Source organism: Nocardia sp. NBC_01499, from assembly GCF_045040275.1.
Classification (GTDB): Bacteria; Actinomycetota; Actinomycetes; order Mycobacteriales; family Mycobacteriaceae; genus Nocardia.
In genome coordinates this window covers 8244031-8266174 of sequence record NZ_CP109426.1, presented here as the reverse complement: position 1 = coordinate 8266174, position 22144 = coordinate 8244031, and the positions used below count along the sequence as shown (strand labels likewise).

Sequence of the window (22144 nt, the reverse complement as noted above, 5' to 3'; positions counted from 1 at the left end):
CGAACGATCTACTGCGTAGAATCGACGATGAAATCCCGTCCCAGTGCTAGCAGGACGTGGTCCGCGGTCAGTAACTGGAGCCGTTCGCACAACGCCTGAGAAGTGATCAACCGATCGAACGGGTCGTGCCGCACCAACTCGGGGAACTCACGCAAGCCCTCCGCATGTTGTCCCGTCACGTCGAGAATCCCGAGGCCTTGATCACCCATGATGTCGGTGAGGTTCGTCGGCACTGTCAATTTGCCCAGCATGGACTTGATGGTCAGCTCCCAGATTGTCGCCGCCGAAACATAGACCTCCGACGTGGACGTGATCGCTTTGCGAGCCGTCACGCCCAGTCGAGGATTGTCATCGAGCAGCCACAGCGCGGTCTGGCTGTCAAGCAGAAGCATCGGCGTCGTCCCCGTAAAACATCCGCTGGATATCGGGATCGATGTCGAAGGCGCTGTCGCTGTATTGCAGTTGCCCCTTCAACCCGCCGATCGTCACCGGAGCCGCGCGGTGGGGCACCAGGTCAGCGATCGGCTTACCTGCCTTGGAGATCACGATGCGCTCCCCCTTCGAGACACGTTCGAGCAATCTGGACAGGTGCGTCTTGGCCTCATGGATGTTTACTGCCGTCATAGGCCTAAACTACCAAATCTAGTCTAGTTTAGTCTAGTCACATGGCCCGAGGAGGCAATCGTGACTTGGAGGAACGGGCGAAACGGAGGGTCACCAGCTGGAAAGGCCGCAGCCGCAGCCGAACTCCCGCGTCCTCCGAGGTCGCGGGGGCGTCTCCTCGCAGCGGTCGTTCCAGCAGGTCACAGACCTCGAATCCGGTGATGTCGAAACCGGGGGTCACCAGTGCTGAGGCTCGGCCACCGTGTGCCTCGTAGACGCGGAGGACGACATCGCCGGTGCCGTCGTCGGCGAGTTTGACGGCGCTGGTGACTACCGCGTCGTTGTCGATGGTGAACAGTGGCTCGACGGGGTCGGCGACGCCTGGGCGTAGCGGGGTGAGGTTGACGCGGTAGCCCGCGCGTACCGCGTCGCCGATCGAGGCTCCCGGGACCAGTGCGTGCCGGAAGTGGTGGGCGCCGTGGTCGGTTTCCGGATCGGGAAAGCGCGGGGCCCGCAACAGCGATGCCCGAACCGTGGTCGTCGTGCCGCCGTCGGACCGGACCGTGCGGGTGACGTCGTGGCCGTAGGTGGAGTCGTTGACGAGCGCCACGCCCCAGCCCGGCTCGGCGACGTGGACGAAGCGGTGGTTGCAGGCTTCGAACTTCGCGTACTCCCAGCTGGTGTTGGTGTGGGTGGGGCGGAACATGTGGCCGAATTGGGTTTCGGCGGCATAGCGATCGGCGTGAATATCAAGGGGGAAGGCAAGTTTGAGAAACTTCTCGGTCTCGTGCCAGTCGACGCTGGTGTCGATGTCCAGGCCGTGGGCGCCTGCCCGCAGCGTCAGGGTCTGCTCGACCTTGGAGGACCCGAACGAGCGGCCGACCCGAACGCAGTCCTGTTCTGCCACAACGAAGTCCGCGTCGGTGAGGTCGACGACGCGGTTGCGGTAGAAGATATCGACATCCCAGGCGTCCCAGGAGTTCGGCAGATCCTGGTGCAACTGCAGCAGATTCGCGGCCGAACCCGGCGGCAGCGTTTCACGCTGATGTTCGAGGTCGAACGCCGAAACGATCAGTCCGCGCGCATCCACCTCGACCCGCAAAAGTCCGTTGTCGAGAACGAATCCGCCACCCGCGCGCTCGGTCACCGAGCATGGATGACCCGACTGCTCCGGACCCGCCGCACCGGCCGGAATCGACCGCCAGGCGTGCGGGGCCGGGTTGAACACGTTCGGCCCCACCCGTTCACCGCCGAGCGCCCACTGAGCCTGCTCGATGAGCGTCGTAAGCTCCTGCGCCACCACCGCGTACGTCTGCTCCGCCTCCCGATGCACCCACGCGATCGACGAACCGGGCAGAATGTCATGAAACTGGTTCAGCAGCACCGTCTTCCAGATCCGGTCCAGTTCCGCGTACGGATACTCGACGTTCTTGCGCACCGCCGCCGTCGCGGCCCACAGTTCGGCTTCCCGCAACAGATGCTCGCTGCGCCGGTTCCCCTGCTTGGTCTTCGCCTGACTGGTCAGCGTGGCGCGATGCAACTCCAGGTACAGCTCCCCCACCCACACCGGCGGGTCCTGATACTCGGCCTCGGCCTTGGCGAAGAACTCCGCGGGCTTGTCCCACACCACTTTCGGCGAACCCTCGAGATTCTTCATCCGAGCGGCCTTCGCGACCATCTCCCGCGTCGTCCCACCACCGCCGTCACCGTATCCGGTCGGCGCCAAGGACATCGACGCCCGCCCCTTCTCCTTGAAATTCCGTGCGGCGTGCGCGATCTCGCGCCCCTGCATCGAGCAGTTGTAGGTGTCGACCGGCGGAAAGTGGGTGAAGATCCGCGTTCCGTCGATGCCCTCCCACAGGAACGTGTGATGCGGAAACTGATTGATCTGACTCCAGGAAATCTTTTGCGTCAGTAGCCATTTCCCCCCGGCGGCCTTGATGATCTGCGGCAGCCCGGCCGCGAACCCGAACGTATCGGGCAGCCACACCTCCTGATCCTCGACACCGAACTCCTCCAGGAAGAACCGCTTACCGTGCACGAACTGCCGCGCCATCGCCTCGGAGCCCGGCATATTCGTGTCCGCCTCGACCCACATGCCGCCGGTCGGCACGAACCGTCCCGCCGCCACCGCCTCCTTGACCTTCTCGTAGACCTCCGGCCGGTGCCGCTTGATGAAGTCGTACTGCGCGGCCTGCGACATCGCGTAGACGAACTCCGGCTCATCGGCCAGCAACGCGGTCATGTTCGCGGTGGTGCGCGCGACCTTGCGCACCGTCTCACGCAACGGCCACAACCACGCCGAGTCGATGTGCGCGTGCCCGACGGCGAAGACCGTGTGCGCCGACGGTATCGCCGGTGTGGCAAGCACATCAACCACACATGCGCGCGCCGCCGCCGCGGTGCCGTTGACGTCGCGCAGATCGATGGCGTCGAGCGCGCGCTCGATCGCACGCACGATGTCGTAGCGGCGCGCCGGATCCTCCGGCATCTCGTGCATCAGCTCGCCGAGCACCTCCAGATCCAGCACCAGCTGCCAGACCTCGTCATCGAAGACCACGAGATCCATTCGGCCGAGCCGATATTGCGGCTCAGTACCGGCAGTGGTCTTGTCGCCGAGCGGCATCGGCGCGAAGAAGGGAATGACCGGGTTCGACGCCGCCTCGACATGCAACAGCACCTGCTCGCCGCCGACCGCCGGTGCCGCCACCCGCACCCACTGACTACGCGGGTGCAGACCCTTGACCGGCGATCCGTCCGGCCGATAGACCAGGCCCTCGCACTGAAAACCGGTCATGTTCGGATCGAAGCCGAGATCGATGATCGCCTCGACGGTCTTGCCCGCCCACGCATCCGGCACCGTTCCCTCGACCGTGAGCCAGCTTGTCCCCCACGGCGCGCCCCACGGTGCACCGGAATGGGTAGGTGTGCGCGGCGCGGCCAAGCCTTCGGCTACCGGCACGGGCTCATCGGGCGCGACCCAGATGGACACCGTCAGCGGCACCGACTCCGGATAGATCGCGGGAACGATCCGCTCGGTGAGAACCCGTCCGAGACGGTCCTCGATCAACCGACGGTCATCGTGCATGGCGGTGGCTCCGATCGGTCGAGGACGTGATCAACCCATTCTGCGACAGGGTGGTGAATTCTCCGGTACACCGCCCACTTTGGGCCTGGCGTGTGCGAACCTTCGGCCTTATTCCGGGGAATGGGCGTCGGCGGACGACGTGTTGTGACAACGTCAGGGGCAGGATGGATTTGCCTTTCAGGAGGACCCCATGGCATCGAACTGGCGGATGTTCGCGGCGGTGGTGAGCGTCAGCTCGCTCTTGGTCGGTGCGGCGGCCTGCGGGTCGGGCGGTGGGGATTCGTTGACGATCACCGCGAACGCGATCAACTCGGCGGGCGGGAAGAACGCGGCCGAGGCGAAGTGGATCGAAGACTGGGTAATCCCGAAATTCGTGGCCGACCAGCAGGCCAAGGGCGTCACCGTAAAGGTGAAGTTCCAGGCGACCGGGGTCGCGGACGAGGACTACAAGAGCCGCATTGCCAAGGACCTGAAGACCGGCACCGGCGCCGATGTGGTGTCGCTCGACGGGATCTGGGTCGGCGAGTTCGCCGAGGGCGAGCAGATCAAACCGCTGGCCGACCTGGTCGGCGCGGACAAGGTCAAGGCGTGGGAGGGCTGGCAGCACATCCCGGCAACGGTGCAGCAGTTGACGTCCTACAACGGCGCCCAATACGGCATACCGCAGAATACCGATGGCCGCGTGCTGTTCTTCAACCGCAAGCTGTTCCAGCAGGCCGGCCTGCCCGCGGACTGGCAACCGACCAGCTGGGACCAGGTGCTGGACGCAGGCCGCAAGTTGAAGGCGGTGCCGGGCGTGCTTCCGGTGCAGCTGAACGCGGGCACCAGCTTCGGCGAAGCGACGACAACGCAGGGCATACTGCCGTTGCTCGCTGGCACCGGCAGCACGTTGTACGAGGGCGGCAAGTGGGTCGGGAACACCGCGAAACTCCGTACGGTGCTTGACTTCTACCGCACGTTGTACGGCGAGAAGCTTGGCGACGCGGAATTGCAGCAGGACGTCAAGGGCCGGGAGAAGAGCTTCGAGAAGTTCGCCGCCGGACAGGTCGGCATCCTGCTGGAGAGCGACTACTTCTGGCACGACGTGCTGAACCCGACCGGGGGCAGCTTCCCGATGGCCGATCGAGACACCCAGGTCGGCTGGGCGAAGATCCCCGCGGCGACACCGGGGGCCGGGGTGAATCACCAGGACTTCGTGAGCGTATCCGGCGGCGGCGGGCGGGTGATAAGCCCGAAGAGCAAACACGTCGAATTGGCTTGGGAACTACTGCAATTCATGAATTCACCGGAGGCGTACCAGGCGCTGATCGCCGGCGGCGGGCCGCGGATCACCGCGCGACAGGATGTGAACGCCGACGCGCTGCGCGGCGACCCGCTGCTGACCTTCGTGTCCGACCAGATCCTGCCGATCACGTCATTACGCCCCGCGCTGCCGGAGTACGACAAGGTCTCCCAAGCCTTGCAGCAGGCGACGCTGGATGTGGTCACCGGTACCAGCACGGCGGATGCCGCCGCGAACTACGGCAAAGCGGTGGCGGCGGCGGTCGGCAAGGACAACGTAGCCAGTGACTGACCCGGCCGCTGCCGCCGTCAAGCGGGACGCACCCGATACCGACGTCGCCGGATTGGGGCGCTGGAAGGCGAGCGCGTTCGTCACCCCGGCGCTGCTGCTTGTCGCGGCGTTCCTGGTGTTTCCGGCACTCTGGCTGCTGTGGATCGGACTGACCGACCTCACCGTGTCCGGGCGCACCTCGGTGGACGTTTCCTTTGTGGGACTTGGCAACTACACCAAGGCGCTCACCGACCCCCTGTTCGGGAACAGCGTGTGGATCACGCTGCTGTTCGTGTTCGGCTCGGCCATCGTCGGGCAGAACTTCCTCGGTTTCACCCTCGCCTGGTCGATGCGCGATGCCGTCCGCTGGGTGCGCGCCGTGGTGGAGAGCCTGGTGCTGCTGGCCTGGATCCTGCCGGCCAGTGTGGTCGCCGTGCTGTGGATCGCCATGCTCGACCGCGATGACGGCTCCGCCAACCGCCTGTTGCACACTCCCGGCTATGCCTGGATGATCCAGCAGCCGCTGGCCGTCATCATCGTGTTCAACATCTGGCGCGGCACCGCCTTTTCCATGCTGCTGTACTCGGCGGCGCTGTCCACCGTGCCGCCGTCGCACCTGGAGACCGCGCGGCTGGCCGGGGCGTCCGGGCCGCAAATGCTGCGCGACGCGGTGTTTCCGCACGTGCGCGGGCACGTCCTGACCAACACCTTGCTGATCAGTCTGTGGACGTTCAACGACTTCACACCGTATCTGCTGACGCGGGGTGAGCCGAACCATCGCAGCGAAACCCTGCCGATCTTCCTGTACCGGCAGGGAATCGATGACGGCGAATTGGGGTACGGCGCCGCCGCGTCGGTACTGATGCTGCTGATCAATCTGGTGCTCGCGCTGTTCTATCTGCGATTGCTGCGGCGGAGGACGTGATGAATGCTCGGCAGATCGTTTCCCGGATCGTTTTCTATACCTTCGTCGCGGTGGTAACCGGATTCTTCGCGCTGCCGATGCTGTGGCTCGCCTCGGCGCCGTTCGACGCCAATCCCGGGTATGCGCCACGAATACCGAAAAAGCCTACTTTGCAGCACTTCTCGGCACTGTTCGACAACGACCTGACGATGGGTTCGCTGTGGAACTCCGTAGTTCTGTCCGTCTCCTGCATGGTGCTGGTGGTCGCCAGCGCGGCACTGGCGGCATACGCGCTGTCGAGGGTGCGGATTCCCGGCCGTGACGCGCTGCTCTACTTGCTGCTGTTGCTGTCCAGCGTGGTCACCGGCACTGCGGCGATGGTGCCGATCTTCCTGATGATCTGGAAGATCGGGCTGTTGGACAAGCAGTTCGGCGTGGTGCTCGTGCTGTCCGGCGGATTGTTGCCCGCGGCGATCTTCATCCTGAAGGACTTCATGGACGGGGTGCCCCGGTCCTATGAGGAATCGGCGCGGGTGTTCGGGGCCGGACCGCTGCGCATCCTGCGCGACATCGTGGTGCCGTTGGCCCGACCGGGGCTGGCCACGATCGCCGTGTGGACCGTGGTGAATGTGTGGGGCAGCTACCTCGTGCCGTTTCTGCTGCTGCGCGACCAGGACAAGCAGCCCGCCGCGGTGGTGGTGCGCACCTTCTACGACGAGGGCGGCGGGGCACAGCTCGGCCCGATCTCGGCGTTCTCGCTGCTGTACTCGATTCCGGTCGTGCTGATGTACCTGTTCGTCAACCGGCGCTACGGGTTTCGGTTCCACGGAGGGATCAAGTCCTAGATGGCTCGGATCGATCTGGTTGACCTGACCAAGGTCTTCCCCGGCGACGTGAAAGCCCTTGACGCCCTGGCCTTCACGATTCACGACGGTGAGTTCTTCGCGCTGCTCGGGCCGTCCGGCTGCGGCAAGACCACGCTGCTGCGCACCATCGCCGGGCTGGAAACCCCGACCAGCGGCCAGATTCGGATCGGTGCGAAGGACGTCACCCGGCTGTCCCCCGGCCGGCGCGACGTGGCGATGGTGTTCCAGGACTACGCGCTCTTCCCGCACATGACGGTGCTCGACAACATCGCCTACCCGCTGAAGGTCCGCGGCACCGATCGCCGTACCCGGGCGGCGAAGGCGACCGAAACCGGAAATCAGTTGTCCCTACAGGGATTAATGGAGCGCCGACCCGCCGAACTCTCCGGCGGGCAGCAGCAGCGGGTAGCGCTGGCACGCGCAATGGCCTGCCACCCCAAGGTTTTTCTGTTCGACGAACCACTGTCCAACCTCGACGCACGCATGCGTTTGGAAGCCCGCACCTTCTTGAAGAAGCTGCAACACGATCTCGGCGTCACCACCGTCTTCGTCACCCACGACCAAGCCGAGGCGCTGGCTCTGGCCGATCGCATCGCGGTGATGTCGAACGGCCGGATCCGCCAACTCGGCACCGCCCGTGCGGTATTCCGCCGCCCCGCCGACACCTTCGTAGCCAACTTCATCGGATCAACGCCGATGAACCTGATCCCAGGCGAGCTGGTCGGGTTGGACCCCTCCGTCATCTGGGGTGCCCGCCCGGAGTACCTCGGCTATTCCGCCACGCCAGTACCGGATGCCTTGCACGGCAAGGTATCCACGGTCGAACACCTAGGCGCAACCTCCTTGGTCACCGTGGCGGCGGACGGGTTCAGCGTAGGTGTGACGGTGCCAGAGGCGGACGAGCCCGCCCTTGGCACCGACGCTTGGGTGATCCCCCAACCCGACAGAGTCCTGCTATACGACGCCGAATCAGGTCTGCTACGCGCGTAACCATCGTTGTCGAATTTCTTTTACCTCCCGTGACTTCGGGTCCATGGGAAGAAGTCACGTTCGGCAGCGGTGATCAGGTCGCGATAGCCCATGCCGTAGGTCCACGCCGCATACCGGAATGCGTCGAGAGCCGCCTCCAGCGGGTCTTCGTTGTCGACAGAGAAGTAGGCGCCCACCGGTGGATATTGCTGAATGTGCGCACTAGAGCCCGGTACACCGGAGACGATCGTCTTCGATATGCGTGTGTCACTGTCGAGGCGGCGGCGCAACCGTGAACTGCTCTGGAAATGCGGCGGGCGTGGCTGATCGTCGTCCATGGCGAGCAGACCTTCGCGGATCCAATCGACGTCGGCGAGACCCGCGTGTTCGAAGGCACGGTGCACACACCACCGCGCGAAGGCCCGCTGCCACTCCGGGGTGAGTGCTTCGACATCCTCGAGCAGGCCGGGGCCGAGCGCCGACAGATAGTACGCGGAGACGATCCCGGCGAGCGCGGGACTCGGCGGGCGGATACCCCATTGCCGAGTGCGTTCGTAGACGGCCTGTGCCAGTGGATGTTCGGGCGTGACACGCCGCACGTCACCGTTGTCGTCGACGACGTAGACAAGGCCGTAGTCGATTCGGACCTGATCGGTCGGCAAGGGGAGCGGCGCGTTATCGGTTCTGCGCGGCTGCCGGACCCGGGTCACCCCACAGGCGGGCGCCGAGTGTCGCGGCTCGTGGTATTCGGCGAATTCCCCGGTGCGGTAATCGGGGAACTCCCCGGTGTGGAAACCGGGGAACTCCCCGGTATCAGTGGCATCGTTGCCACCGGCATAGGCGGGCAGCAAGAAGCGGCCCGACGGGATCGGATCCTCCGGCGGGTACGGGATCGCGTCGTCGGCGACGGACTCCGCCGCATGGTCGGCATTGCTGTCAGTCCCCCGGAACTGGCTGTGGTGGGACTGGACTCGGTGGCGTGGCGTTCGCATAGTCAATTCCTCTGGCGTAGAAGCAATCGTCTTCCAGCAGATAGTGGGGTCATGCCACCCTCGAGTGTCGAAAGCAACCGCTCCGAGAAGCCGCTACTGGTCGGCCGCCCATGAGGAATAATCAGTAAAAACAGGCATGTGTTATCGGATATGCCACACCTCACACCGGGCGCATAAATTACATAAAGCCACGCTAAACACCCTGTCTATCCAGCTAATTAACCGTTCAGCGCACGGTTAACTCTTTCGGAACTGGGGCCACCCGAAGGACACGTAAATGGTATGCGCGTATCATCACACCTCTGCGTATCGGCGGCAACGAAAGGTGGTGCGCGTGCCGAAATTGGTCGACCATGAGGTGCGGCGGCGCGAGATCACCACCGCGGTACGCACCGTGATGGCGCGCGGCGGACTCGAAGCCGCGACGTTCCAGTCGGTGGCGGCGGAAGCCGGTATCTCAGTGCGCCTGGTGCAGTACTACTTCGGCACCAAACGCGAGTTCCTCCTGGCCACCCACCGCGCCGTCCTCGAAGACGCCGCGATCCGATTCGGGCAGCGAGTGGCCGCCCTCGGCGCGGATGCCGCACCACGGGACGCCCTGCGCGTCATCCTGACCGAGCTACTCCCCCTTGACGACGGCCGCCGCCAAGACACCATCGTGCTCGACGCTTTCCACGCCGCGGCCCTCACCGGCGGCGAATCGTTCCGCATGGCCGATGCCACCGGCGGCTTTCGCCCTCTCGTCGACGTCATCGCCCACTATCTCCGCCAAACCCGCGGCCCCACCGCACCCGCCGTCGACCTCGACGCCGAACTGATCGCCTTCGCCACCGTAGGCCTAGTCCAAGCCACCCTCGAACCCGCCACCGCGGCACTAGCTCCCGCCCTCCTCGAGCGCCTCTTCGACCGCATGCTCGCCCCAGCCCCCGAAGACGCCGCCCCACCCAAGAATTGACGCCCTCGTCACCGACAATGCCCGACCGCACCGACTCGTGGCGTTCGACTTACCCGTCAAGCGTCGAAGCTGCGGCGTGATGTCTCTATGTGGCGGAGGTACCGCTGCGTCCAGTCGCACATGACGTGGACTGTTTCGCGGAGGGCTTGGCCGGACTCGAGCAGGGTGTATTCGACTCGGGGCGGGACGGTGGGATAGACCGTTCGCTCGACCAGACCGTTGCGCTCCAACATGCGCAGGTTCTGGGTGAGCATCTTGTGGCTGATCCCCTCGACCTCCACCCGCAATTCGCCGAAACGCAAGGTGCTTTCGCCTAGCGCCTCGATGATCAGCAGCGCCCACTTGTTGGCGACGTCCGAGAAGATCTCGCGCGCCAGCGAGTCCGCGCGCGTCAGGTCCGCGTCCTCGGGCAGTCCGCTGAGCTGCTTAGTAACCATCAGGTTCCCCAGTCACTAGAAAGTGCGTTCTTCCACGTAAACGGCCACTCTCCTACAGTTCATCAGTAACCACAAGAGAGCACACATGGAGGAAAACAGCATGCCCATCACCCTGGTAAATCCCACCGGCCTACCGGAAGTCGGTGCCTATCACCAGATTTCGATCGCCACCGGCACAAAACTGATCTTCCTCGCCGGTCAGGTCTCTTGGGACGCCGAGGGGAACACGATCGGCGAAGGCGACCTCGCAGCACAGGTCGAACAGTGCTACCTCAACATCGCCACCGCCCTCGCCGCCATCGGCGGCTCCTTCACCGACATCGTGAAACTGACCGTCTACGTAGTAGATTGGACCCCCGACAAGATGCCCCTATTCATGGAGGGCGTAACCCGAGCCGCCACAAAGCTCGGCATCACCCCAGCGGCCCCAGGCACCCTGATCGGCGTTGCCGCACTGGACATCCCAGCCCACCTGGTCGAAGTCGAAGCCACCGCAATCCTCGACTGATCAAACTGGTTCGCGCACTCGGTCATTCACCGCACCCCCGCTATCGTGTGGCCGATGACCGCACACGAAGGGCTCCCGCTGCTCTTCCTCGACGTCGACGGGCCACTGCTCCCGTTCGGCGCCGGTCCGCGGCCCGAACCGCCCAGCCTGACCTCGATCGGGCACTTGGCACGGCTACGGCCAGAAGTCGGCCTTTTGTTGGCGGCCCTGCCATGCGAGTTGGTCTGGGCCACCACGTGGGAGAAAGAGGCGAACACAGAGATAGCACCGCGGCTCGGGCTACCTCGACTACCGGTGATTGCCTGGCCGGATCCGTCCGACGAACATCAGCACGAGGACCAGTGGTTCGGACTGTGCTGGAAGACCCGAACCCTGGTGGACTGGGCGGCCGGACGCCCGTTCGCCTGGGTCGACGACGAGATCACCGACTCCGACCGAGACTGGGTAGCCACCCACCATCAGGGCCGAGCCCTCTTGCACCACGTCGAGGCATCCCGGGGCCTTGACGATGCGGACTTCACCGTTCTCGGGGAATGGTTGCGAACAAACCGGACTCGTTACTAACGGCTCCCTCCGACGGTGTTGCGGAGGGTGCCGATGCCGGAGATCTCGACCTCGACTATGTCGCCGGGCACCATTGGGCCGACGCCGGCGGGGCTGCCGGTGAGTAGGACGTCGCCGGGTTCGAGGGTGATCCAGCGGGTGACGTAGGCGAGGAGGTCTGCTATTTCGAACACCATGTCGGAGGTGGGGGCTGATTGGACTACTTTGCCGCCAATGCGGGTGGTGATCTGGAGGGACGAGGGGTCGGGGATGTCGGTTTCGATCCAGGGGCCCAAGGGGCAGAAGGTGTCCGCGCTTTTGGCGCGGGCCCATTGACCGTCGGCTCGCCAGTCGTCCGCGGTGACGTCGTTCGCGCAGGTGTAGCCGAGGATGTAGTCCGTGGCGCGGGCGGCGGGAACGTCGCGGGCGGTGCGGCCGATGACGACGGCCAGTTCGCCCTCGTATTCCAGGCGCCGCACCTCGGCGGGCCGACGGATCGTCGCGTCCGGTCCGGTAATCGCGTTGGGGGACTTGAGGAATAGCGAGGGCTGTTGCGGCCAGGGTCTGGCCTTCTCGATGATCTGCCCGGCGTAGTTGCTGCCCGCGCAGACGATGGTGCGTGGGTCGCACGGCGCGAGCAATGTCAGCTCCGACAGCCTCCCCACCACCGCGCCGAGCTCGACATCGAGAAGGTCGTGCACGACATCCCCGACCAAGGCACCACACCCGGTCCGTCCGTCGATCGAGTAGCGGACGATCTGCATGATGTCTCCTATTCGATTCCGGCCAGCGCCGCGCGCACCAGCTCGACCGGATGCCACGCGGTGCGGCCCGCGCCGTGAAAGATCTGCTGCCTGCACGACACACCAGTCGCGGCGACGATGGTGTCTTCCGGTTCCGCGGCGAGGGCAGGGAAAAGCCGGTCGCCGCCGACGGCCATGGACGTCTCGTAGTGTTCGGACTCGAACCCGAACGAGCCAGCCATCCCGCAGCAACCGGAATCGATCTCCACGACTTCCACGCCCGGAATCCGGCGCAGCAAGGCCATTGTGGCGGCGGTGCCGACTTCGGCCTTCTGATGGCAGTGGCCGTGGAACACGATCCGTCTGCCCGCGAGCGGGGAATCCGCGCGCAGAGCCAACCGGCCCGCGTCGATCGCGTCGACGAGCAGTTCCTCCACCTGTTTGACCCGACCGGCCACCGCGCGCACAGCGTCCGAATCCGGAAGCAGCGCAACATGTTCGTCGCGCAACATGAACAGGCACGACGGCTCGCAACCGACGATCGGCGAGCCCGGTTCGGTGCGCTCGGTCAGCGACTGGACGAGCGTCGAGGCTTTCTTCTTCGCGTCATCGAGCAGCCCCTTCGACATACTCGACCGCCCACAGCAGCCCCCACTCGCGAGCTCGACCCGCCACCCCGCACGCTCCAGCAGTTCGATCGCCGCCGCACCGATGTGCGGCTCGGTGAACGTGGTGAACGAGTCGGCGAGCCAGTTGACGGTGCCGAGCGGGCCCACCGTCACGTCCCTACGCCGGAACCAGCGGAGCAAATTGACCCGCTGGAACACCGGCAACGGCCGGGCAGCCGTGATGCCGAGCGTGCGGTCCATGATCCGGCGCGCGAATCCGTTGCGCCCCGGCAGGTTCGACAGCGGAGCCGTCGCCGAACCAAGCCGGTTGAGGAACCGGATGGACCCGAAAACCCTCGAGCGCAACGGAGTTCCGTGAATCTCGTGGTGATGCGCGAGCGTCTCGGCCTTGAGCGAGGCCATATCCACGCTCATCGGGCACTCGCTCTTGCACGCCTTGCACATCAGGCACAGATCGAGAATCTCGTGCAGCCGCTCGCCACCGAGCGCGGCATGCGGATCCGGTTCGGACAGCGCCTTCACCAGCGCGTTGGCCCGCCCACGGGTGGCATGCTCCTCGTTCTTGGTCGCGATGTAGGACGGGCACATCACCCCCGAGGTGGACTTGCGGCACAGCCCGATATTCATGCAGCGATCCGCCGCACCACGCATACCGCCGACAACCTCGAAGTGCAGCTTCGTCGTCAAGGGCGGCGCGGGCGGCAGCGCGTCGCGATCGCGCAGGTTGTCGGTCATCGGCGGCGCGTCGACGATCTTGCCAGGGTTCATGATGTTGCCAGGATCGAAGAGCCGCTTGACCTTTCGCATCGCCTCATACAGTTCGTCGCCGAAGATCTCCCGATTGAACTCGCTGCGCGCGAGACCGTCGCCGTGTTCGCTGGAGTTCACCCCGCCGTACTCGGCGACGAGATCCTTGACCGCCTCGGCGACCGTGCGCATCTTGATCACCTGGTCCGGATCGGTCAGATCGACGAACGGGCGGATATGCAGGCAGCCGACCGAGCAATGACCGTAGAACCCCGCCGCCATGTGGTGTTCGTCGAGAATCTCCTTGAACCGCTTGGTGTATTCGGCGAGATGCGCCGGATCGACGGCGGTGTCCTCCACGAAGGCGAGCGGGCGGCGGGTGCCCTCGCCCGCGGCCATCAGCAGGCCGAGGCTGGACTTGCGGACCTTGAGCAACGCGGTCTGATCGGCGGCGGTGATCGCCCGCAGCGTGTGGTAGCCGTGCCCGTTCTGCCGCCATAGCCGGTCGAGCCGGTCAAGCTCGGCGATCAGTTGGGCTTCGTCGTCACCGCTGAAGGAGACGAAAAGCAGTGCGCCAGGATCACCGACGAGGATGTTCCCGAGCTCGGCGTACTCGATCTTCTGCCTGGACAGTTCCAGAATGGTGCGGTCCATCAGCTCGACCTGATGGGGTTCGCAGCTGAGCGCGTCCGTGGTGGCCGCGATGGCGCTGACGGTATCGGTGAAATGCCCAACGGCGTACACCGTGCGCGCGGGCTTGGGCACCAGGTCGACCACCGCGTGCGTGGCGACCACCAGCGTGCCCTCCGCGCCGACCACGAACTTGGCCAGATCGAATGGCTTGTCCGCCCCGAAACCCACCAGCCGGTCGAGCCGGTAGCCACACGCGCGCCGCCAGAACGTCGGCATCCCGGCCTTGATGGTCGCCTCCTCGGCAATGACCAGCTCCGGAAGTTCCTGGTAGATACGACCTTCCAGCGTCTGCGCCGCTGCCCGACGTTTCCGTTCGGCCTCGTCGACCGATTCCAATCGGGCGCGCGAACCATCGGAGAGCACCACGTCCAACGCTCGGACGTGATCGATCGTCATGCCGTAGGTCCTGGAACCGCTTCCCGCGGAATTGTTTCCGATCATCCCGCCGATCGTGGCGCGATTGCTCGTCGAGGTGTCCGGGCCGAACATCAGCCCGTGTGCCGCCGCGGCTTGGTTCAGCTGGTCCTGTACCACCCCGACCTCCACCAGCGCGGTGCGCGCTATCGGGTCGATCTCCAGGATCCGGTTCATGTATCGCGACAGGTCGAGTACCAGGCCGGGACCGACGGTCTGTCCGGCCAAACTCGTTCCCGCGCCACGCGGCACGATCGGTACACCGAGCTCACTCGCTGCCCGCACTGCCGCGGCGACATCGTCGGCATGACGCGGAAACACCACGCCCAGTGGAGTTATCGAGTACATGCTCGCGTCGCGGGAGAAGATGTGGCGGCTGTAGTCGTCGAAGGCGACCTCGCCGTCCATCGTCGCGCGGAGCGTGTCCGCCAGACGCGAAGCGACAGCCGATCGATCGGCCGTTGCGGTAGGTAGGTTCATGAGAGTCCTTCTGATCCTTGGTAATTCACAACAGGGACCATGCGGCGGCCGACCCGGCTGCGGATCGGCCGCCGCGTGCGGTTAGCCGAGCGGTGCCGGATCCCCCTGCACTCGAACTGCTTTCGAGATATCCACTGGCCGCGCGTCCACGAGCACGGGCTCCGGCGCCGGCTGGACCGCGTTCGTCGCCTCGCGCATCTTCTTCCGCAACGTCAGGACGAGCAGCGCCGCGACCGCGAAAACCCCGCCGAAGAACGCCTGCGTAAGCGCGTATCCACCACCGCTGAGGTCGCTGAGCCAGCCACCGATGTAGGGCCCGAAGAAGCTGCCGAGATTGCCGACACCATTGATGAGGCCCAACCCCGCCCCGGCGGCCGCGACCGGAACGAGTTTGGTGACCGTCGCCCAGAACGGTCCGTACCAGGCGATCGACGCCGCCGTGCCCAGGATCATCGCCCCGAGTACCAGCCACTTCTGATTCGGCGAGATCAAGCTCGCGCCGCCGAGAATGATTGCCGCGGCACCGAGTACGAAGAACATGTGCGCGATGTGCCCGCCCCGTTTGTCCGCCGACCTGCCGATGAGAATGATCGCGATGCCAGCGGCGATCTGCGGAAGTATCGCCACGAAACCCACCTTCAAGTCGGTGTGGAAGGCCTTCTTCAACACACTGGGCAACCACAATGTGAGGCCGAGCAAACCCATCTGCGTCAATGTGTAGATGAGCGCGAAATGCCACACGATCTTGCTGGTGAAGGCCGCCTTGAAGGTGCCTCGGTGCTGGAGTGGTTCGCCCTCCGCGACCCGCGACTGCTCGATGAAGTCACGTTCGGCCGTCGACAGCCAGCTGGCCTTCGCGGGCGTATCGCGAACGACCGCAAGCCATGCGGCGAGCCCGACGACCAGCGGCGCACCGCCCTGGATGATGAACATCCAGCGCCAGTCCGTATAGGTCAGCAGAATGCCGGAGAACGGTGCGGCCACGATGGCCGCGATCGGGGTGTACAGCTTGAAAATCGCATAGGCCCTTCCCCTTTCGGCGAAGGGGAACCATGACCGGATGGTGGCCATCAGCGCCGGTTGCACGCCGCCCTCGGCCACGCCGAGCAGGAAACGCGCGATCAGCAGTTGGCCGACGGAATTGGTGAAGCCCTGCGATATCGCCGCCAGACTCCACAAAACCATCAGAATCGCGATCCACTGTCTGGCACTCCATCTTTCGGCCATGTACCCGCCGGGAATCTGCAATATCAGATAACCCCAGAAGAAGATGCCGCTTGCCAAACCCTGCTGCGCTTTGCTGAGCCCCATATCGGCTTCGAGATGCGGCAGCGCGAAACTGATATTCGTTCGGTCGATATAACAGATGACGTAGATGAAGACGACGATCGGCAGAATATAAGTCCACCGCTTCATCTCGGAAAGACGCCGGACTGGCGAAGTTCGCTCGGACAACGACCTACCTCCTCGTAGGTGGCCGACGCGAAAAGCGTCGGCGTATAGCGGATCCCGGCTCATGACGGAGCATCGGGAGAGTCACTCGTGGCGGAGCATCGAGGGTCGAGATCAGGAGGTCGGTATCGCGGTGAAGCACCGATCTGGCTTACGACTTGCCCAGCGGGGAGCGATTGAATTCAGTTGAGATGGGCTGTTTCCGGCTGTGCCGGAGCAGATTTCAGTCGGCTCGTAACACCGCGAGTGCGGCTTGCAATCCGGCGGGATCGACGGCCACACCGGCCAATTCGAGACCCATCTGGACACCGGAGAGTGTTCCGGCGAGCGTCAGGTCGTTGAGGTCACCGAGGTGCCCGATCCGGAACACCCGCCCGGACAGCTTGCCGAGACCCGTGCCGAGTGACATATCGAAGCGGTCCAAGATGATTCGGCGCACCTTGTCCGCATCATGTTCCGCGCCAAGCAATATCGCGGTCAGCGAACTGGAGTACTCGCGCTCGTTGACGCACAGGACCTCGAGGCCCCAGCCGCGCACGGCCGCCCTGGTCGCCGCGGCATGCCGGTTGTGCCTGGCGAAAACGTTGCGCAGCCCCTCTTCTTCCAGCATCAGCAGCGCTTCCCGAAGGCCGTAGAGCAGGTTGGTGGCCGGGGTGTACGGGGAGAAACCGTGCTCGTTGGCGTCGAGGATGGGCGCCCAATCCCAGTAGGACTTCGGCAGCCGCGCGTTCGGCGCGGCCGCGAGCGCTTTATCGCTGATCGCGTTGAAGCCGAGGCCCGGTGGCAGCATCAGCCCCTTCTGTGAGCAGCCGACCGTCACGTCGACGCCCCAATCGTCGTGCCGATAGTCGATGGATCCCAGCGAGGAGATCGTGTCGACCAGCAGCAGCGCGGGATGATCGGCCTCATCGATGGCCGCCCTGATCTCCGGTATCCGGCTGGTGACCCCGGTCGAGGTCTCGTTGTGCACGACCATCACCGCGGCGATGCTGTGTCCGGTGTCGGCGGCCAAGCGTTCGGCAACCGCCGAAGCATCGACACCGTGCCGCCAGTCGCCCGGCACGAAGTCGACGACCAGCCCGAGACGCTGCGCCATCTCGCGCCACAGGCTGGCGAAGTGCCCGGTCTCGAAGGCCAGCACGCGATCGCCGGGCGAGAGCGTGTTGACCAGCGCCGCCTCCCACGCACCGGTGCCGGACGAGGGGTAGATGACGACCGGACCAGCGGTGCCGAAGACGGGTTTCACCCGCTGCCGAAGGTCGAGGCCGAGTTCGGCGAAGTCGGGACCGCGGTGGTCGATGGTCGGTTGCGCGATGGCGCGCAGTACCCGGTCCGGGACGTTCGTCGGTCCGGGGATCTGCAGGAAATGCCGTCCACTATGAGCGGTCATCACATCGGTTCCATTCCGTGCCGTGATATGGCACACTGTGCCGTGAAAAGGTGCAGCAAGGGTAGGGATGTGTGATGAAGGAGTCAATACCTTGCGAAACGTTCTGAATACGCTCCGCGTGCTCGAGGAAGTCGCGGCACGCCAGCCGATCGGCGTCGGCGAATTGGCGCGGGTACTGGAGATGCCGAAGAGTTCGGTGCAGCGGGCGCTGGTCACCCTGGACACGGCAGAGTGGATTCGACCCGCGTCGGGCGAGGTGACCCGATGGGTGCTGACCACGAAGGCACTCGCGGTCGGCAGTCGCGCGGGCGGGGATCTCGGCCTGCGCGGCGCCGCCCTGCCGATCATGGAGAACCTGCGGCGGCACACCGAGGAAACCATCCACCTGACCGTGCCGGAGGGCGGCAAAATGGTGCTGATCGAGCGGCTGGAGACCGATAAGCCCGTGCGCACCAATATGGCGCTTGGCCACTCGCTGCCTTTTCACGCGTCCGCGAATGGCAAAGCGGTGCTCGCGCACAGCGATCCGGAGGTCGTCCGGCAACTGCTCAGCGACGAGTTGCCGCGCTACACCGACACGACCGTGGTCGACCCGGAAGAATTACGCGCCGAACTGGCCGTGATCCGGGAACGGGGGTACGCGGTCAACCGTGGCGAGTGGCGTTCCGATGTCGGCGCGGTCGCCGCAGTTGTCCTGGGAGACAACGGAAAACCGGTCGCCAGCCTCAGCGTGAACGTTCCGTTCAGTCGCCTCACGGAGGACACAGAGCCCGGGTGGGGGGCAGCGGTGAGCGCGGCAGCGACCAGCCTCAGCGCCCGGCTCGGCTAGCCTGACGCCTCGGCCACAGCCGCACGCCTTCTGACATCCACGCGCGTGTTATGGCGGCGAGTCGGTGTGCGGGACATCAGAACTCGTGCGGCTGTCGCTACAGCAGGACGCCGACTGGTGCGGTAGCCCGGCGACTCGGCCAGATCCGCTGCCAACGCAGCCGCACAGCTTTTGATACACGCACGCGGGTCAAGGCGGCGAGTCTGCTTGCAGGACATCAGAAGTGGTGCGGCTTTTACTGCCGGATGCCGCCTGGTCTGCTAGCCCGGCGACTCGACCAGATCCGCTGCCAACGCAGCCGCACGCCTCTCGACACACGCACGCCTTTTGGCACACGCACGCGTGTCAGGGCGGCGAGTCGGTGTGCGGGACATCAGGACTGGTGCGGCTATTACTGCGGCACGATGCCCACGTGGTTCACCGCTGGTCCAGTCGCCATAGTTGTCCGGGGCAGGTGGCGCTCGGCGATGTGGGTGCCGAGGCGTTTCAGCAGCTCCTCTCCTTCGGTGAAGCAGCGATGGACGTCGGGCTCGATCGCCACTAGTGAATAGGCAGCCGTGAATCCGGCGGCGTGTAATCGGTCTTCGGACAATGTGTTTCGCCCGCAAACCGCTACCACCGGGACGTCCGCCGCCAGTGCCGCGGCGGCGACGCCCGCGGGTGCTTTGCCGTGCAAGGTCTGCTCGTCGAGGGTGCCCTCGCCGGTGACGACCAGATCCGCATCAGCCAGGTGAACGCCGAAATCAGCCAAGTCCAAGACCAATTCGATGCCCGGTGCCAGCAGGCTGTCGAGAACCGCTACGGCGGCGAAGCCCACTCCCCCGGCGGCGCCCGCTCCGGGGACGTCTCGGCGATCGGCTCCGGTGGTCGCGGCGACGATGTCGGCCCAGTGGGTGAGGGCGGCATCGAGCGCGGTCACCTGGCGGTCGTCCGCACCCTTCTGCGGGCCGTAGACGGCTGCCGCACCGTGTGGGCCGGTAAGTGGGTTGTCCACGTCGCAGGCGACGGTGATCTCGACATCGGCCATTCGTTCGCGCAGCGCGGTCAGGTCCATTGTCGCGACCTGCGCCAAAGCTGCACCGCCACCGCCGATTTCGGTACCTTCGGCATCGAGTAGCCGGGCGCCGAGTGCTTGCAGCAGTCCGGCGCCGCCGTCGGTTCCCGCACTGCCGCCGATGCCGAGTACGACTCGGCGGCAGCCCGCCGCGACGGCCGCGGCGATCACCTCGCCGGTGCCCCGGCTGGTGGCCGACATCGGGGCGAGTTTCCCGTCGGGCAGTCGGAGCAGGCCTGATACGTCCGCCAGTTCCACGACGGCGAGATCATCGCGTCGCGCATACGTGGTGTCGACCGGTTCGCCGGTCGGCCCGGTGGCGACGACCGGAATCGCCGTGAACCCGGCGGCTAGGGCGGCAGCGACGGTTCCGTCGCCGCCGTCGGCGACGGGCACGACCGTCACCGACGCGTCCGGCAGCACCTGCCGGATACCGGCCGCGACGGCGGCACCGACCTGTGCGGCGGTCATCGAACCCTTGAACTTGTCGGGTGCGATGAGAACTCGGGCCATCGAGTCCTCAGTCCAGCAGCGCGGTCGCGGTGGGTGCGTCCGCAGTGGTTGCGGCCAGTTCCTCGAATTCGACGATATTGTCGATTTCCAAGCCCATGGACACGTTGGTGACGCGTTCGAGGATGCATTCGACGACCACCGGCACCCGATGCTCGACGATCAGCTTCTTCGCATCTTCCAAGGCCTGGCCGATGTCTTGGGGATCGAACACGCGGATTGCTTTGCAGCCCAGCCCTTCCACCACCTTGACGTGGTCGACGCCGTAGCCACCGACCTCGGGGCTGTTGATGTTGTCGAAGTCGAGCTGCACGTAGTAGTCCATGCTGAACGCCCGCTGTGCTTGCCGGATCAGACCCAGGTACGAGTTGTTCACCAGCACATGGATATACGGAATGCCGAACTGCGCGCCGACAGCCAATTCCTCGATCAGGAACTGGAAGTCGTAATCGCCCGAGAGTGCCACCACTGTCGCGTCTGGATCGGCCGTTGCGACACCGAGTGCCGCGGGCAGGGTCCAACCGAGCGGTCCGGCCTGGCCCGCGTTGATCCAGTGTCGCGGTTTGTAGACGTGCAGCATCTGTGCCGCCTGGATCTGAGAAAGACCGATAGTGCTGACGTAACGGGTTTCGGGTCCGAACGCCTTGTTCATCTCCTCGTAGACCCGCTGAGGTTTGATCGGCACGTTGTCGAAGTGAGTTTTGCGTTGGCCCAGCTGCTTTCGTGCCCGCACCTGCCCAGCCCAATCACCGCGATCGGGCAACTGTCCCGCCGCGGCGAGTTCGCGAGCGACCTCGATGAACACCTTCAGCGCCGCACCGGCGTCAGAGGTGATGCCGAAGTCGGGGGCGAAGACTCGGCCGATCTGAGTCGGCTCGATGTCGACGTGCACGAAAGTGCGGTCCTTGGTGTAGGTTTCGATGCCACCGGTATGCCGGTTGGCCCACCGATTACCGATACCGAGCACGAAATCCGATTCGAGCATCGTGGCATTGCCATAGGGATGTGAGGTCTGCAGCCCAACCATCCCCGCATACAGCGCGTGATCGTCGGGGATCGTGCCCCAGCCCATCAAAGTCGGCACCACGGGAACACCCGCCAACTCAGCGAATTCGACGAGCAGCTCCGCGGCATCGGCGTTCACGATGCCACCACCCGCGACGATCAGTGGACGCACCGACGCGTTGAGCATCGCGATGGCCTTCTCAGCCTGAGCCCGCGTTGCTGCGGGGCGAAGCACTTGCAACGGCTCGTAGGTCTCGATGTCGAACTCGATTTCAGCGAGCTGCACATCGATCGGCAGATCGATCAACACCGGTCCCGGCCTACCCTCACGCATCAACCAGAACGCCTTCTGAAAAGTACCCGGCACCTGCGCAGGCTCCAGCACAGTGACCGCCCACTTAGCGACCGGCCCAGCGATGGAGGCGATATCGACAGCCTGGAAATCCTCCTTGTGCAGTTTGGCCACCGGCGCCTGACCAGTGATACACAAGATCGGAATCGAATCCGCACTCGCCGAATACAACCCGGTGATCATATCCGTGCCCGCAGGACCCGAGGTGCCGATGCACACACCGATATTGCCTGCGGTAGCACGGGTATAACCCTCGGCCATATGCGAAGCGGCCTCGACATGACGAGCCAGCACATGCTTGATCCCGCCATGCGCGCGCATCGCGCTATAGAACGGGTTGATCGCCGCACCAGGCAGACCGAACGCCTGTGTCGCGCCTTCCTTTTCGAGAATCAACACCGCAGCGTCAACGGTACGCATCCGTGCCAT

General features: G+C 65.0%; 19 protein-coding genes. 8 read left to right on the top strand and 11 right to left on the bottom strand.

Annotated features, from left to right (window positions below; translation table 11 throughout):
- Nucleotides 1–8: 8 nt before the first annotated feature.
- From OG203_RS37940 to OG203_RS37930, 3 genes are read right to left on the bottom strand one after another with little or no spacing between them, the layout of a single operon-like run.
- The gene (locus tag OG203_RS37940; RefSeq protein ID WP_405162017.1) at nucleotides 9–392 is read right to left on the bottom strand and encodes a type II toxin-antitoxin system VapC family toxin; all 384 of its coding nucleotides are present in this window, start codon (nucleotides 390–392) and stop codon (nucleotides 9–11) included.
- Nucleotides 379–624 carry a type II toxin-antitoxin system Phd/YefM family antitoxin gene (locus OG203_RS37935; RefSeq protein WP_405162016.1) on the bottom strand — a complete coding sequence of 82 codons (246 nt, stop codon included), beginning with the start codon at nucleotides 622–624 and terminating at the stop codon, nucleotides 379–381. Before OG203_RS37935 ends, OG203_RS37940 begins: the two co-directional genes overlap by 14 nt.
- A 37-nt stretch (nucleotides 625–661) precedes the next feature.
- Nucleotides 662–3691, bottom strand: coding sequence for an alpha-mannosidase (locus OG203_RS37930; RefSeq protein ID WP_405162015.1), 3030 nt, complete (start codon nucleotides 3689–3691; stop codon nucleotides 662–664).
- Nucleotides 3692–3881: 190 nt separating this feature from the next.
- Between OG203_RS37930 and OG203_RS37925 the strand changes: the two genes are divergently transcribed.
- From OG203_RS37925 to OG203_RS37910, 4 genes are read left to right on the top strand one after another with little or no spacing between them, the layout of a single operon-like run.
- Nucleotides 3882–5264, top strand: a complete 1383-nt coding sequence (locus OG203_RS37925; protein WP_405162014.1) for an extracellular solute-binding protein — start codon at nucleotides 3882–3884, stop codon at nucleotides 5262–5264.
- On the top strand, nucleotides 5257–6168 hold the full coding sequence (locus OG203_RS37920; protein WP_405162013.1) for a carbohydrate ABC transporter permease: 912 nt from the start codon (nucleotides 5257–5259) through the stop codon (nucleotides 6166–6168). The genes OG203_RS37925 and OG203_RS37920 overlap by 8 nt, the downstream gene beginning before the upstream one ends.
- Nucleotides 6168–6992, top strand: coding sequence for a carbohydrate ABC transporter permease (locus OG203_RS37915; protein WP_405162012.1), 825 nt, complete (start codon nucleotides 6168–6170; stop codon nucleotides 6990–6992). The genes OG203_RS37920 and OG203_RS37915 overlap by 1 nt, the downstream gene beginning before the upstream one ends.
- Nucleotides 6993–8003: an ABC transporter ATP-binding protein gene (locus OG203_RS37910; RefSeq protein WP_405162011.1), complete on the top strand. Its 1011-nt coding sequence runs from the start codon at nucleotides 6993–6995 to the stop codon at nucleotides 8001–8003.
- Nucleotides 8004–8023: 20 nt separating this feature from the next.
- Here OG203_RS37910 and OG203_RS37905 read toward each other — a convergent pair whose 3' ends face one another.
- Nucleotides 8024–8974 (bottom strand): hypothetical protein, encoded by a 951-nt coding sequence (locus OG203_RS37905; RefSeq protein WP_405162010.1) that lies wholly within the window; start codon nucleotides 8972–8974, stop codon nucleotides 8024–8026.
- Between the two features lie 334 nt (nucleotides 8975–9308).
- Here OG203_RS37905 and OG203_RS37900 point away from each other — a divergent pair, with 334 nt between their 5' ends.
- Complete coding sequence (locus OG203_RS37900; RefSeq protein ID WP_405162009.1) at nucleotides 9309–9929, top strand: TetR/AcrR family transcriptional regulator; 621 nt, start codon at nucleotides 9309–9311, stop codon at nucleotides 9927–9929.
- Nucleotides 9930–9985: 56 nt separating this feature from the next.
- Here OG203_RS37900 and OG203_RS37895 read toward each other — a convergent pair whose 3' ends face one another.
- Nucleotides 9986–10366 carry a winged helix-turn-helix transcriptional regulator gene (locus OG203_RS37895; protein WP_405162008.1) on the bottom strand — a complete coding sequence of 127 codons (381 nt, stop codon included), beginning with the start codon at nucleotides 10364–10366 and terminating at the stop codon, nucleotides 9986–9988.
- 100 nt (nucleotides 10367–10466) lie between these two features.
- Between OG203_RS37895 and OG203_RS37890 the strand changes: the two genes are divergently transcribed.
- Together OG203_RS37890 and OG203_RS37885 are read left to right on the top strand one after the other, a co-directional pair.
- Nucleotides 10467–10874 (top strand): RidA family protein, encoded by a 408-nt coding sequence (locus OG203_RS37890; protein ID WP_405162007.1) that lies wholly within the window; start codon nucleotides 10467–10469, stop codon nucleotides 10872–10874.
- Nucleotides 10875–10928: 54 nt separating this feature from the next.
- Nucleotides 10929–11438 carry an HAD domain-containing protein gene (locus OG203_RS37885; RefSeq protein ID WP_405162006.1) on the top strand — a complete coding sequence of 170 codons (510 nt, stop codon included), beginning with the start codon at nucleotides 10929–10931 and terminating at the stop codon, nucleotides 11436–11438.
- Here the strand turns inward: OG203_RS37885 and OG203_RS37880 are convergent.
- From OG203_RS37880 to OG203_RS37865, 4 genes are all read right to left on the bottom strand, one after another.
- Nucleotides 11435–12181 carry a fumarylacetoacetate hydrolase family protein gene (locus tag OG203_RS37880; RefSeq protein WP_405162005.1) on the bottom strand — a complete coding sequence of 249 codons (747 nt, stop codon included), beginning with the start codon at nucleotides 12179–12181 and terminating at the stop codon, nucleotides 11435–11437. The genes OG203_RS37885 and OG203_RS37880 overlap by 4 nt on opposite strands.
- 8 nt (nucleotides 12182–12189) lie before the next feature.
- Entirely contained in the window at nucleotides 12190–15123 is a 2934-nt protein-coding gene (locus OG203_RS37875; protein WP_405162004.1) for an FAD-binding and (Fe-S)-binding domain-containing protein, read from the bottom strand.
- Nucleotides 15124–15204: 81 nt separating this feature from the next.
- Nucleotides 15205–16539 (bottom strand): MFS transporter, encoded by a 1335-nt coding sequence (locus tag OG203_RS37870; RefSeq protein ID WP_405162003.1) that lies wholly within the window; start codon nucleotides 16537–16539, stop codon nucleotides 15205–15207.
- Between the two features lie 259 nt (nucleotides 16540–16798).
- Nucleotides 16799–17965, bottom strand: coding sequence for a pyridoxal-phosphate-dependent aminotransferase family protein (locus OG203_RS37865; RefSeq protein WP_405162002.1), 1167 nt, complete (start codon nucleotides 17963–17965; stop codon nucleotides 16799–16801).
- Nucleotides 17966–18056: 91 nt separating this feature from the next.
- Between OG203_RS37865 and OG203_RS37860 the strand changes: the two genes are divergently transcribed.
- Nucleotides 18057–18794, top strand: coding sequence for an IclR family transcriptional regulator (locus OG203_RS37860; protein WP_405162001.1), 738 nt, complete (start codon nucleotides 18057–18059; stop codon nucleotides 18792–18794).
- Between the two features lie 391 nt (nucleotides 18795–19185).
- Here the strand turns inward: OG203_RS37860 and OG203_RS37855 are convergent, their stop codons facing one another.
- Together OG203_RS37855 and gcl are read right to left on the bottom strand one after the other, a co-directional pair.
- A complete protein-coding gene (locus OG203_RS37855) occupies nucleotides 19186–20361 on the bottom strand; it encodes a glycerate kinase (RefSeq protein WP_405162000.1) in 1176 nt (391 codons plus the stop codon).
- A gap of 7 nt (nucleotides 20362–20368) precedes the next feature.
- A complete protein-coding gene (gene gcl / locus OG203_RS37850; RefSeq protein ID WP_405161999.1) occupies nucleotides 20369–22144 on the bottom strand; it encodes a glyoxylate carboligase in 1776 nt (591 codons plus the stop codon).